We start from the raw sequence: 12,924 nt of genomic DNA, 5'->3' as shown, positions 1-12,924 counted from the left end.
ACATCTTGATGGATCGGATGTAAGTGGGCATAACGCGACACTCCGCAGACATGTCACGGTCGGAATCTCGCGGCATGCCGTACTTCTCGATGTCTGCGGCCGTCCGGGGCACGGGGCGGGGTGTCTAGAGCACGTCCTCCTCCAGGGGGACGATCATGCTGCGGACGGGCGCCAGCCGCTGGAGGTGCGCCGCGTCGGCGGCGGTCGCACTTCCCTCGGCAGAAGCGAACGCGGCGCGCAGATCGTCGAGCGAGTCCCACTCCAGCGCCGCGACCAGGTAGTAGGGTTCACCGCCGCGAACGGGGGCGAGGTCGCGTCCGACCGTGTAGCGGCGCAGCCCGGGCAGGTCGCGGGCGAGCGGGATGTGGACCTCCCGGTAGTGCCGCTCGAACGCCTCCGGGTCGGCCGGCCTGTCGTAGAGGGCGAGGAAGCGGACGGTCATCGCTTCACCCTCCGGTGCCGCGTGAGGACGGCGGTCCCGGCCTGTTCGGCCGACAGACACTCGAGGTCGGCGGGCGGACTCCCCGCGGGGAACAGCCGCCGCCCCTCGCCCAGGACGACCGGGAAGGTCATCAGCCGGTACTCGTCGACCAGGTCGGCGGCCCTCAGCGCCTGGACGACCGCCAGGCTCCCGCTGACGACCACGTCCCGCCGCTCGGCCCGTACGGCCTCCAGCAGATCGCCCTCCAGAAGGCGCGAGCCGGACCACGCGGACACGTCGGGCGCCGTGCGGGAGGCGACCAGCTTCGGCGCGGCGTTCATCCGCGCGGCGAACGGATCGTCCCGCCCGGGCCACAGCCCCGCGAAAAGCTCCCAGGTGGTACGGCCCAGCAGCAGGACCCCCTCGTCCAGGAGGCGGCCGAGGCGGAACCTGTCCCCGGCGACCGCCTCGGGGCCGTCCCGGAAGATCCAGCCGCCGTAGGCGGTGCCCGCGGACCCGTCCGGGTCGGACACGATCCCGTCCAGGGTGATGAACTCGATGACGATCACGCTCACGGCGCTTGTCCCTTCGCTCGGATGCTTCACCGGTACGTACCGGCGCCGTCCACGGGACTCATCGCTCCGAAGGGAACTGCTCCGAAAAAGCCGGAGAAGGCCGAAGAAAGCTACGGAGCGGGCGGCGCGAACGCGGCCAGCACGCGCGGGTCGGCGAACACCACGTTGCGCGCGACCCGGCCGCCGGTGACCGTCAGCACCTGCACGGTGTGCAGGACATGGCCGCCCTCGGGCGCCGGCGCGTACGCCGCGAACGCCGGCTGCCCGTTGGCCGCCACCGGGCGCACACGCCAGCCCGTGCCGCGCAGCACGAACACCCGCTCCATGAACCGGCCGTACTCCCGGCCGCCCCGGTACCACAGCGGCACCGGCGGCATCTCCAGGACCGCGTCCTCGGTGAGCAGCCGGACGAGCGCGGGTACATCGGCGGCCTCGAAGGCGCGCACATACCGCTGCACCACCGCCCGCACCTCGGGATCGTCCGGCTCGGTGACCTCACCCGCCCCACCGGCGCCCGCGACCGCGGCGCGCGCCCGCTGCAGTGCGCTGTTCACGGCGGCAACGGACGTCTCCAGCTGGCCCGCGACCTCGGCGGCGGAGAACTCCAGCACCTCGCGCAGCACCAGGACGGCCCGCTGCCGGGGCGGCAGCAGCTGCAGCGCGGCCACCAGCGCGAGCCTGAGATCCGCGCGCGCCTCCACGTCGAACCGGGCCTCGGGGAACGGCTCCAGCCAGGGGATGTCGAGCGCCGGCGTGAGCGGTGCGCCCGGATCCTCGCCCGGCGCCCCGAGCCCCGACGGCAGCGGGCGGCGGGCGCGGCCCTCGAGGGCGGTCAGGCAGGCGTTGGTCGCGATCCGGTACAGCCAGGTCCGCACCGAGGCGCGCGCGGGGTCGTACCGGTCCCGGGCCTTCCAGGCCCGCAGCATCGTCTCCTGCGTGACGTCCTCGGCCTCGTGGAACGAGCCCAGCATGCGGTAGCAGTACGCCACCAGCTCACCCCGGAACGGCTCCAAGTCCACCCGCCCATCATGCCCTTCACGCGCGCGTGAAGGGCATGATGCGTCGGACTCCTCGGACAGGCCCTACAGCAGCCCGTCCCACATCTGCTCGAGCAGCACCGACCACCAGCTCTCCGGCGAACCCAGCGCCGCCGGGTCCAGGGAGGCCAGCTGGGCCTGGAAGTCGACGGTCCAGCGGCCCGCCTGCTCCTGGTTCAGCCCGAACCTGAGCCGCCACATCCGGCCCAGCAGCGCCAGGCAGCGCGCAAACTCCGGCAGTCCGGTGTTCACGAACTGCGGCGGCACCGGCGCACCGCCCGGGCCCGCCTCCACGGGCACCGCGACGATGTTCGCCGTCCCGTACTGCACACAGATCGCCCGGCCGAAGTCCGTGCCCATCACCAGGTACGAGCCCGCGTCCGAGGCCGGCTGCACCCCACGCTCGGCCGCCAGCTCCGCCAGCGTCGGCACCGGACGGCCCGGCTGGGCCTGCGCCCAGAAGAACGGGGCCATGTCCGTCGGCAGTCCGGCCACCACCAGCGTGTGCGCCACGACCGGCGGCACACCCTGGCGCGAGACCGCCTGCTGCTCGAACCGGAAGACCCCCGGTCCGAACGCCGCCGCCAGCTCCTGTGCGATGCCCTCCGGCGGGACGGGCGGCACGGCCTGCACCGGCGCCAGCGGCGCCCGCACCGGCGCTGGCCGCGCGGGACCGTCCGCCACCTGGTGCAGCTCGCCCTGGTGCGCCAGCAACTGCTGCATGCCCTGCTGCCGGCTCGCGTGATCCGTGCCGTACGGCGCGATGCTCGTGATCCGCGCCTGCGGCCACTGCTCCCGGATCATCCTCGCGCAGTACGCACCCGGCAGCTCGCACGACTCCAGCTCCGTGTGCAGCTCCAGCACCTGGTCCGGCGGCACGTTCATGGCCCGCAGCTCGTGGAAGATCTGCCACTCCGGGTGCGGCGTACCCGGCGCCGAACGCCGGATCAGCTGCTGCTCCGAACCGTCCTGCGCGCGGTACCGCAGCACGGCCTGATAGCCCGGGCCCACCGTCGGCTGCCCCTGCTGCGGGTAGCCGTACGCCGGAGGCTGCCCCGGCACGGGCCCGCCCGGCGGCGGCATCGCACCCGGCGGCACGGCACCCGGCGGCATCGGCTGCGGGGCACCCTGGACGCCGGGCGGCATGCCGGGAGCGCCCGGCGCGCCGAGTGCGCCGGGGGCGGGCGGCGGCGGGGGCACGCCCGGACCGCCCACGGGAGGCGCGGCCAGCACGGTCTCCGCATGGTGCACAGCACCACGCCCGCCTCCGGAAACGCCGGGGGCGCCGGGCATGCCCGGGGCACCCGGGGGCTGGGGTGCGCCGGGGGCGCCGTGGGACTGCGGTGCGCCGGGGGCCGGAGGCATACCAGGGGCGCCCGGTGCCGCGGGAGCGCCGGGCGGGTACGGCATGCCCGGGACGCCCGGAGGCTGCGGCGCGCCCCCTCCCATCTGATTCGGGTCGGCCAGCATCGTGGCCGCGTGGTGCACGTTGCCCGGAGGCGTGCCACCGGGAACGCCCGGCGCACCGGGCGGGTTGGGGGCACGCGGCACGTTCGGGACGGCGCCCGGCGCCTGCGGCGCATCCACGCCCCCCGGCGCACTGGGAACGCCCGGAGCACCCGGCGCCTCAGGCCCCTGGGGCCCGAGCGACGACATCAGCTGCGTCGGCACGTACCCGCCCGCAGGCGCACCCGGAGCACCCGGCGCGGGCGGCGGAGGCGTGCTCCCCGGGCGTGCTCCCGGCGTACCCGGAGCACCGGGAACACCCGGCGGCGGAGGCGGCGCACCCGGTCCACCGCGCCCCTTGCGCGGCGGCGGCGCGGCCTTGCTCGTCGCGGCGTCCGCGATGTCCCCGGCATGCGGCGCGAGCGGACGCCCCGGGACACCCGGGCCGGCCGGCGGCTGCGGCGCGTTCGGGACGGCGCCCGGCGCCTGCGGATACCCGTACCCGGGGACACCCTGCGGACCACCGGGAGCACCCGGCGCGCCCGGGCCCTGCGGATAGCCGTACTGCGGAGCGCCCGGAGGCTGCGGCGGAGGCGTGCTGCCCTGCGGAACACCCGGCACACCAGGCGCTGCAGGAGGCGCGGGCGCAGTGCCCGGCGCCGGGGAGTAGGCAGGCGCACCCGGCGGGGGCGTGCCCTGGCCCGCCGGACCCTGCGGATAGCCGTACGACGACGCACCCGGAGGCGGCGGCGTGCTGTACTGCGGCACACCAGGAGCAGCGGGCGCCCCGGGCACACCGGACGCACCCGGAACGGGCGCCATGCCAGGCCCGCCCGGCGCCTGCGCGAAGCCGGGCGCTCCCGGAGCAGCACCCGGAGCGGGCGCACCGCCCTGCGCTCCCGACGGGAAGTTCTGCGCACCCGGCCCGTTCGAACCGCCGAGCACCGGCGCGACCGCCGTCGGCGGCAGCTGGCTGCCCCCGGACATCAGCGCCGTCTTCGCGTCCGGCGCCACCGCCGGCGGCCGCGAAGGCTCGACGTCCACATCGCTCAACGGCGGCGCGAACACCGTCGCGGGCAACGGCACCGAACGGTCCTCACCCGCATCCCCGTTGGTGTCCGTACCGGCCCACGGCGTAGCCCCGTCCGGCACCTCCGCCACGCCCGGCACCCCACCGGGCGCACCCACGCCCGGCGCACCGGCACCGGCCGCCGCCCCGGCAGCCGGCCACGACGCACCGCTACCGCTCCCGGACCCACCGGCCGTACCCGCACCATCGGCCCCGGCCCGCGCGTCGGCAGCCGCAGGCACCCCGGCCTGCGTCTCGGCAAGCGCCCCGCCCCCGACGGAACCCCCGCCCGAAGAACCGGACCCGCCACCGGCACCGGAGCCGGGAGCAGCCGCAGCATCCGCGTCCTGCGCCGACCCCGCCCGACGGTCCGGAATCCCCAGCTTGTCCGCCGCCTCCTGCAACCACTCCGGCGGACTCAGCAGGAACGACGTCTGGTTCAGGTCCACCCGGGCAGCCGCCGGCACCGGCACCGCGTCCTCGACCTCGGCGCGGCCGTACTCCTCCTCGTACCGGCGGATCACCTCACCCACCGGCAACGCAGGCCACAGCGTCGCCTCACCACTGTCCCGGGCGATCACCAGCCGCTGCGCACCCGCGTCCGAACGCGGGCCCTCCGCACGGTCCTCACCCCAGACCACGAAGCCCAGCTCGAACTCCCGCACCCGCACCTCACGATGCTGATATGCGGGAACATCACCGTTGATCCACTCCTCGGCGCGCTCCTGCGCCTGTGCGAACGTCACCATCGCGAAGCTCACTCCCCAGCCGAAGAGACCGGAACGGCACGCGCGAAACCGCCGTCCACCATCAGATTCGCCACCGTCTCCAACTCCGGCGGATTGCCCGCCAGCCGCGACAGGAACGCGTCGAAGTCGTCACCGCACAGCAGCAACAGGCGCTCGACCCGCTCCGCCGGGGACCACGACGGATCCACGTCCCGCGCATCGTCGTACGCACAGAACCACACCGAACCGATCCGCTCGCCCTTCACCTTCACCGCGAGCAGACCACCCTGTACGAAACCGACGCTCAGATAGTCCTTCGTCAGATGGTCACGCAGGCACTTGTTGACGTACACCAGGTCATTGACCGCCGCCTCGTCCCGCACCGTGAAGAACGGCTGATCCAGCAACAGCCCCAACTCGGCGTCCAGCGCGGCACCCACCGGCGCGGCACCACCCGCCGCCTTCAGGAACGAACGGTAGGCACCCGGCAGGCGATAGCCCAGGTCCTCCTCCACACCCTGAACCTGCGACTCCGTCACCGCCACACCCGACTTCGACAGCCCGAAGTGCGCCGGCCGCGTCTCCTGCAACGGCCGCGTACCACGCTTGCCCTGGTCCACCCGAGCCGTCGCCACACCACCGTGATGCCGCAGCAACGCCTTCACCTCGACCGGAACCAACTCCAGCCGCCGCGAACCCACCACGTGATGCCACGTCCAGCCGTGCGGCGTCGCCACCGCAGGCACCGTGTCCCACAACTCGTGCCCCGACGCCGCGAGAACCGCGTTCGCCGACACATAGTCCGTCAGCCGCAACTCGTCGACGCCGAAACCCTCCGGCGGATCGGCGATCTCCGCCGCCGCGCGCGCGTACGGCGAGAAATCCGGGTAACCGCGCTCGTCGATCCGTACCCCTCTCGGGTGACGTGCCGCCCGGACCGGATCCGGGAAGTGCACGACCTGCCCGGCGTAGGCCGCGTTCGGCGGCGCGGCTTGCTGCCCGAGCCGACCTGTCGTCATGGCGGTTGCCCCCTGCGGCGTTCTCTCTGGCCTGAACGGCGGTGTCGATCGCGGATGGCCACAGCCTATGCGGTACACGAACCCCGGTCACCGGCCCTCCACCCCACACCTGCACTTCCCGCCTCCCCTTTCGTGACCAGCCGTCACCCCCTCGTGACAGCCCGCCCAAACCCGGGCGTGTCGCGCCGCCCCAGCTTCCGCACCAGCCACGGCATTTGGCACTCTGTGTCCTTCGGGGGGATGCCCGGGGAGGGGAAGACGATCATGAATACCTTGCAGACCGGAGGCAACGACGTGCGGGCCGGTGACCCTCGCATCGGCTGGAGCGGCACCGACACACCCCCCGCCCCCACCCTCCTGCACCGCCGCGACGGCATCCTCCCCACCGTCGCCGCAGCCCTCTCCGTACGCGGCTCCACCCTCACCGGCACCGCTGCTCGCGGCGACCAGCCCCCACCCCTCCACCACCTCGTCCAGGACTTCCTCGACACCCTCACCAGCACCCAACGCGACCGCTTCACCGGCCGCTGCGCCGAAACCATCCTCATCTCCCGGCACATCGCCGCCGCCGACGCCACCCGCAGCAGACGCGCCGCCCGCAAACCCATGACCAACGGCGAAGCCCGCAAAGTCCTCCGACAGGCCAAACTCACCGCCCGCCGCATACGCGAGGACGGCGACCCCCTCCACGGCAGCTTCGCCACCCCCTGCCGCGCCTGCACCGCCCTCAGCGCCCACTTCGGCGTCCACATCGTCGACCCGGCCACCACCGACTGACACCCCGGCCCACCCCGGCACCGACCAGAACCACCCAGCCGGCACGAACCGGCACGACGATCGAAGGGCCGATGCACCCCGACCGCACCTCGTCCACCCGCTTCCCCGTACCCGTCGACGCCGCCCTGCGCGCCGCCGGCTGGCAACCCGGACGCTGGGACATAAAGCAGGCGGAGATCTGGGCCGACGCCCTGCGCGAACACACCTCACCCGCCGGACACCGGCACACCGTCTTCCCCGCCGCCGTCGAAGCCTGGGCCGAATTCGGCGGACTCCACATCAAACCCGGCGGCCCCGGCCGCCAGGTCGCTCCCGCCACCCTCCACCTCGACCCGCTGCACGGCCTCCACCACGCCCGCACCCTCGGCGACCTCGGCCGCGCCCTCGGCACCGAAGTCAGCCCCCTCGGCGAGGAAGCCGACACCGCGGCCCTCCTCGCCATCGACAGCGAAGGCCGCGTCTACACCCTCGACCACACCGGCGACTGGTACGCCGGCCCCGACATCGACCACGCCCTGTCCACCCTCATCGCCGGCACCGAACCCGTACGCCTCACCGTCGCCTGACCCACGCCACGCCCCGGGCTACGCCGCCGGAATCACCGCCGACACCCGGAAACCGCCCGCATCCGTCGGCCCCGACACAAACACACCACCCAGCGCCACGACCCGCTCCCGCATCCCCACCAGGCCGTTGCCACCCGACGGCAACCGCGCCGCCGACCCCGACCCGGGCTCCGGCGGCTCGTTCTCCACCTGCATCGCGATCTCCACCCCCCGATGCGCCAGCCGCACATACGTCTTCGCACCCGCCGCATGCTTGTGGACGTTCGTCAACGCCTCCTGCACCACCCGGTACGCCGTCTGCTCGACCTCCGACGCATACAGCCGCACCTCCCCCTCGACCGAGAGATCCACCACCATCCCGGCCGCCGCCGACTGCCCGACCAGCTCCTCCAGCTCCGACAGACACGGACCGTCCCCGGCCGCCTCCTCAAAAACCGCCTCCGACACCGCCTCCGCGGCCGCCACCCCCACCACGGCCAACGACACCGACGCCGCACGCCGCCCCGCACCGTCACCCGCCCGCAGCACCCCGAGCATCTCCCGCAACTCGGTCAACGCCTGCCGCCCCATGTCACCCACCAGCGCCGCATTCCGCACGGCCTTCTCGGGATCCTTCCGCGCAACCGCCTGCAACGCCGCCGCATGCACCACCATCAGACTCACCCGATGCGCGACCACGTCATGCATCTCCCGGGCGATCCGCGTCCGCTCCTCGTTACGCGCCCACTCGGCCCGCTCCTCCGCCCGCTCCGCGAGCAACTGAAGCTCCCGCTCCAGACTGTCCGCCCGCTCCCGCAGACTCTCCATCAACCGACGGCGCGCCCCCACGTACAACCCGAGCAGCACCGGCGGCGCCGTCAGCCCCAGAGACGTCGTGATCGAAGCGAACGGCACAAACCAGTCACCCAGGGTCAGATCACCCCGCGCCATGTCCTGCCGCACCCGCACGAACGTCACGATCATCGTGCCCAGCAACGACATCCCCGCCAGCGCCACGATGATCCGCCGCGGCAACTCGCACGCCGCCAGCGTGTACAGCCCGACGATGCCCATCAGGAAGCCCATCTGGGCCGGCGTGATCGCGATCGCGACCAGCACCACGGCGATCGGCCACTTCCTGCGCACCAGCAGAACCGAACCGGCGATCAGACCGAAAACGATCCCCACCGACACCGGGATCCCGGCATCCCTCGCGAACGGAATACCCTCCGCGCCGCACTCCACCGCGGACACCAGCGCGAGACTCCCGTCGAGCACCGCACTGCGCCGCCTGCCCCACCACCATGGGCCGGTCAGGGCCCTGGCATGCTCTTCCCCCGTCGCGGTCATGCCTCCAGCCTACGGGCGCGGGCAACGGCATTTCCGGTGACTTTCGCCTACCGGCGCGGACCACACTCCGTAATCGAATGGCATCGAAACCCGCCGGTATCCCTCGAACTACTGAACGTCACCCGTTCACACCCGGAGCCGAACATTCCGCCCGGACGGTATGCGTATGACACATTCACCCGGCAAGGGCGGCAAGTACGAGGACTTCGAGGGGTTGCGGGAGCGAGCGGTCGCGTTGCGACGGGAGGGGCTCAGCCGGCGGCAGATCCGGGACCGACTGCACGTCGACAACCACGACATCCTCAACCGACTACTGGAAGGTGAGCCGCCGCCCGAGTGGACGAAGCGGCCGAACGCCAAGGACGACCTCAGGGAGAAGGCGCGGGAGCTACGGCTCCAGGGGTGGACGTACGACCAGATCCAGGTGGCGTTGGGGTGCTCGAAGAGTTCCATCTCGCTGTGGGTACGGGATCTGCCGAAGCCGGAACGCAGGCGGAGCCCCGAAGAAGCCGCAGCGATCGCCAGGCGGGGATGGGAGGCGAAGCTGCGGATTCGCGACGAGGAGCGACAACAGACCAAGGATGCGGCCAAGCAGGCGATCGGAGGCCTCTCCGCCCGCGAACTCTTCCTGGTGGGCGTGAGCCTTTACTGGGCCGAAGGCGGCAAGGACAAACCGTACGACCGCCGAGAGAACGTCGCCTTCGTCAACAGCGACCCGGGAATGATCGAGGTGTTCCTGAAGTGGCTCGACCTTCTCGGCGTCGAGCGGGAGCGCATCCGATACACAGTCATGATCCACGAATCCGCCGACGTACCCGGCACCGAACGGTACTGGGCCGACCTGGTCGGCGCCGCCCCCTCCGCCTTCAACAAGACGACCCTCAAGAAGCACAACCCCAAGACTGTCCGCAAGAACACCGGCGACAGCTACCGCGGCTACCTCGTGATCAAAGTCCTGAAAGGAGCCGACTTGTACCGTCGCATCGAAGGGTCTTGGTACGGCATAGTGGAGGCCGCACGCGAAGCCGATCAATCAAATCGGACATAGCACGCAAGCCATCCCGGATCGTCTAAGGGTAGGACAAACGGTTTTGGTCCGTTGAATGAGGGTTCGAATCCTTCTCCGGGAGCGCACAGCACACAAGACCCAGGTTCGGGCCCCGACTGCACTGTCGGGGCCCGCTCTCATATCCCGCCAACCCCACCCCGGTATCCTTCGGCTGTCACCCCCACCCATCCAGAGCCGAAGGGCAACCCCGTGAGCGCCATTCGCCCGGCAGCCGTCGTCGTTCTCGCAGCGGGTGAGGGCACCCGTATGAAGTCGGCCACACCGAAGGTCCTGCACCAGATCTGCGGCCGTTCCCTGGTGGGCCATGTGCTGGCCGCCGCCCGCGAGTTGGACCCCGCGAACCTGGTGGTCGTCGTGGGCCACGCCCGTGAGCAGGTCGCTGCGCACCTGACCGAGATCGATCCCGGCGTGCGGACGGCCGTGCAGGCGGAGCAGAAGGGCACGGGGCACGCCGTACGCATGGGGCTCGAAGAGCTGGGCGGGGGTGTCGACGGGACCGTCGTGGTCGTCTGTGGGGACACGCCGCTGCTCACGGCCGACACGCTGCAGCAGCTCGCCGCGACCCATCACGCGGACGGCAACGCCGTGACGGTGCTGACGGCCGAGGTCCCGGACGCGACCGGTTACGGCCGTATCGTCCGTGACGATGCGAGCGGTGCCGTGACCGCGATCGTGGAGCACAAGGACGCCGGCGAGGCCCAGCGGGCGATCCGGGAGATCAACAGCGGGGTGTTCGCCTTCGACGGGCAGTTGCTCGCGGACGCGCTGAAGAAGGTGCGGACGGACAACAGTCAGGGTGAGGAGTACCTGACGGACGTGCTCGGGATCCTGCGGGAGGCGGGGCATCGGGTCGGGGCTTCCGTGGCTGCGGACCACCGCGAAATCGCCGGTATCAACAACCGTGTGCAGCTGGCCGAGGCCCGTCGGATTCTCAACGACCGGTTGCTGACGCGGGCGATGCTGGACGGGGTGACCGTCGTGGACCCGGCGACGACCTGGGTCGACGTGACCGTGACCTTCGAGCAGGACGCCGTTGTGCATCCGAACACGCAGCTGACGGGGTCGACGTACCTCGGTGAGGGTGCGGAGGTCGGGCCGAACAGCCGGCTGAAGGACACCCGGGTGGGTGCCGGGGCTCGTGTGGACAACACGGTGTCGGACGGTGCGCGGATCGGTGAGCAGGCGTCGGTGGGGCCGTACGCGTATCTGCGGCCGGGTACTCGTCTCGGTCTGAAGGCCAAGATCGGTACGTACGTGGAGACGAAGAACTCGTCGATCGGTGAGGGGACGAAGGTTCCGCATCTGTCGTATGTCGGTGATGCGACGATCGGTGACTTCTCGAACATCGGTGCCGCAAGTGTGTTCGTGAACTACGACGGTGAGAGCAAGCACCACACGACCGTGGGGTCGCACTGCAAGACGGGTTCGGACAACATGTTTGTGGCTCCTGTCACGGTCGGGGACGGTGCTTACACCGCCGCCGGGTCCGTGATCACGAAGGATGTGCCGCCCGGTTCGCTGGCTGTGGCCCGTGGTCAGCAGCGGAATATCGCGGGTTGGGTGGCCCGTAAGCGTCCTGGGAGTGCTGCCGCGAAGGCGGCTGAGGCCGCGACCCGGAAGGGCGAGGGCGAGGACTGACCGGAAACGGGTGCGCCAAACACGGCGTACCGTGATAAGTGCACACCCGCACGAGTGCATATCCGCTGCTGAGACACCTCTGAGGAGATAGTGCTGTGACCGGGATCAAGACGACCGGCGAGAAGAAGTTGATGTTCTTCTCCGGCCGCGCCCACCCCGAGCTTGCCGAGGAGGTCGCCCAGCAGCTGGGTGTCGGGGTTGTCCCGACGAAGGCCTTCGACTTCGCCAATGGCGAGATCTACGTCCGTTACCAGGAGTCGGCTCGTGGTGCGGACTGCTTCCTGATCCAGAGCCACACGGCTCCGATCAACAAGTGGATCATGGAGCAGCTGATCATGATCGACGCGCTGAAGCGTGCGTCGGCGCGGTCCATCACGGTCATCGTGCCGTTCTACGGTTACGCGCGGCAGGACAAGAAGCACCGGGGTCGTGAACCGATCTCGGCGCGACTGGTCGCGGATCTGATGAAGACGGCCGGTGCCGACCGGATCCTGACGATGGATCTGCACACGGACCAGATCCAGGGTTTCTTCGACGGGCCGGTGGATCACCTGTTCGCGCTTCCGCTGCTGGCGGACTACGTGGGCCAGAAGGTGGACCGGGACAAGCTGACGGTGGTGTCTCCGGACGCGGGCCGGGTGCGGGTGGCGGACCGTTGGTGTGACCGGCTGGGTGCGCCGCTGGCGATCGTGCACAAGCGGCGTGACAAGGACGTGGCGAACCAGGTGACCGTCCACGAGGTCGTGGGTGAGGTCAAGGGCCGGGTCTGCGTGCTGGTGGACGACATGATCGACACGGGTGGCACGATCTGTGCGGCTGCGGACGCGCTGTTCGCGCATGGTGCGGAGGACGTCATCGTGACGGCGACGCACGGTGTGCTGTCGGGTCCGGCTGCGGACCGGCTGAAGAACTCGCGGGTGAGTGAGTTCGTGTTCACGAACACGCTGCCGACGCCGGCGGAGCTGGGCCGGGATCTGGACAAGATCACGGTGCTGTCGATCGCTCCGACGATCGCGAGTGCGGTGCGTGAGGTGTTCGAGGACGGGTCTGTGACCAGCCTCTTCGACGAGCAGTGAGGTTTCTGCAGGCCCGCCGGGCGGGCTAGCTGAAGATCCTTTTGGGTATGGCCTCCCCTGCCGAGTAGACTGCTCCAGTTGCTCGGCGAGGGAGGCCGTACCTGTTCATACGGGTATCGGCTGTCCGTTATCGACGCGCTCTTCGTAGCAGGCCGTTCGTGGCCGGGTGACCCT

Annotated in this window: 11 protein-coding genes and 1 tRNA gene; 6 read left to right on the top strand and 6 right to left on the bottom strand. The window is 71.2% G+C overall.

Annotated features, from left to right (window positions below; all coding sequences use genetic code 11):
- Positions 1–124: 124 nt before the first annotated feature.
- The 5 genes from AC07DS_RS12895 to AC07DS_RS12875 form a co-directional block, all read right to left on the bottom strand.
- A complete protein-coding gene (locus AC07DS_RS12895; protein ID WP_479144648.1) occupies positions 125–442 on the bottom strand; it encodes an EthD family reductase in 318 nt (105 codons plus the stop codon).
- Entirely contained in the window at positions 439–996 is a 558-nt protein-coding gene (locus AC07DS_RS12890) for a dihydrofolate reductase family protein (RefSeq protein ID WP_479144646.1), read from the bottom strand. The genes AC07DS_RS12895 and AC07DS_RS12890 overlap by 4 nt, the downstream gene beginning before the upstream one ends.
- Positions 997–1,106: 110 nt before the next feature.
- Positions 1,107–2,075, bottom strand: coding sequence for an RNA polymerase subunit sigma-70 (locus tag AC07DS_RS12885; RefSeq protein WP_479144761.1), 969 nt, complete (start codon positions 2,073–2,075; stop codon positions 1,107–1,109).
- Positions 2,076–2,078: 3 nt separating this feature from the next.
- Positions 2,079–5,297, bottom strand: a complete 3,219-nt coding sequence (locus AC07DS_RS12880; RefSeq protein ID WP_479144644.1) for an SUKH-4 family immunity protein — start codon at positions 5,295–5,297, stop codon at positions 2,079–2,081.
- 8 nt (positions 5,298–5,305) lie between these two features.
- Positions 5,306–6,295: an SMI1/KNR4 family protein gene (locus AC07DS_RS12875; RefSeq protein ID WP_145876575.1), complete on the bottom strand. Its 990-nt coding sequence runs from the start codon at positions 6,293–6,295 to the stop codon at positions 5,306–5,308.
- A 264-nt stretch (positions 6,296–6,559) separates the two neighbouring features.
- On the opposite strand from AC07DS_RS12875, the gene AC07DS_RS12870 reads away from it, so the two are divergent.
- Positions 6,560–7,072 carry a YwqJ-related putative deaminase gene (locus tag AC07DS_RS12870; RefSeq protein ID WP_479144642.1) on the top strand — a complete coding sequence of 171 codons (513 nt, stop codon included), beginning with the start codon at positions 6,560–6,562 and terminating at the stop codon, positions 7,070–7,072.
- 71 nt (positions 7,073–7,143) lie between these two features.
- On the top strand, positions 7,144–7,638 hold the full coding sequence (locus AC07DS_RS12865) for an SUKH-3 domain-containing protein (protein ID WP_479144640.1): 495 nt from the start codon (positions 7,144–7,146) through the stop codon (positions 7,636–7,638).
- 18 nt (positions 7,639–7,656) lie between these two features.
- Here AC07DS_RS12865 and AC07DS_RS12860 read toward each other — a convergent pair whose 3' ends face one another.
- The gene (locus tag AC07DS_RS12860) at positions 7,657–8,967 is read right to left on the bottom strand and encodes a sensor histidine kinase (RefSeq protein WP_479144639.1); all 1,311 of its coding nucleotides are present in this window, start codon (positions 8,965–8,967) and stop codon (positions 7,657–7,659) included.
- Positions 8,968–9,133: 166 nt separating this feature from the next.
- Here AC07DS_RS12860 and AC07DS_RS12855 point away from each other — a divergent pair, with 166 nt between their 5' ends.
- From AC07DS_RS12855 to AC07DS_RS12840, 4 genes are all read left to right on the top strand, one after another.
- The gene (locus AC07DS_RS12855; RefSeq protein WP_479144637.1) at positions 9,134–10,015 is read left to right on the top strand and encodes a hypothetical protein; all 882 of its coding nucleotides are present in this window, start codon (positions 9,134–9,136) and stop codon (positions 10,013–10,015) included.
- A gap of 11 nt (positions 10,016–10,026) precedes the next feature.
- Positions 10,027–10,097: transfer RNA gene (locus tag AC07DS_RS12850), tRNA-Gln, on the top strand.
- Between the two features lie 128 nt (positions 10,098–10,225).
- Positions 10,226–11,674 carry a bifunctional UDP-N-acetylglucosamine diphosphorylase/glucosamine-1-phosphate N-acetyltransferase GlmU gene (gene glmU, locus AC07DS_RS12845; protein ID WP_479144635.1) on the top strand — a complete coding sequence of 483 codons (1,449 nt, stop codon included), beginning with the start codon at positions 10,226–10,228 and terminating at the stop codon, positions 11,672–11,674.
- A gap of 95 nt (positions 11,675–11,769) precedes the next feature.
- On the top strand, positions 11,770–12,750 hold the full coding sequence (locus tag AC07DS_RS12840; RefSeq protein ID WP_479144634.1) for a ribose-phosphate diphosphokinase: 981 nt from the start codon (positions 11,770–11,772) through the stop codon (positions 12,748–12,750).
- Positions 12,751–12,924 lie beyond the last annotated feature (174 nt).

The organism is Streptomyces sp. NPDC044064, from assembly GCF_056434245.1.
This window is presented reverse-complemented; position numbering and strand designations above follow the sequence as displayed.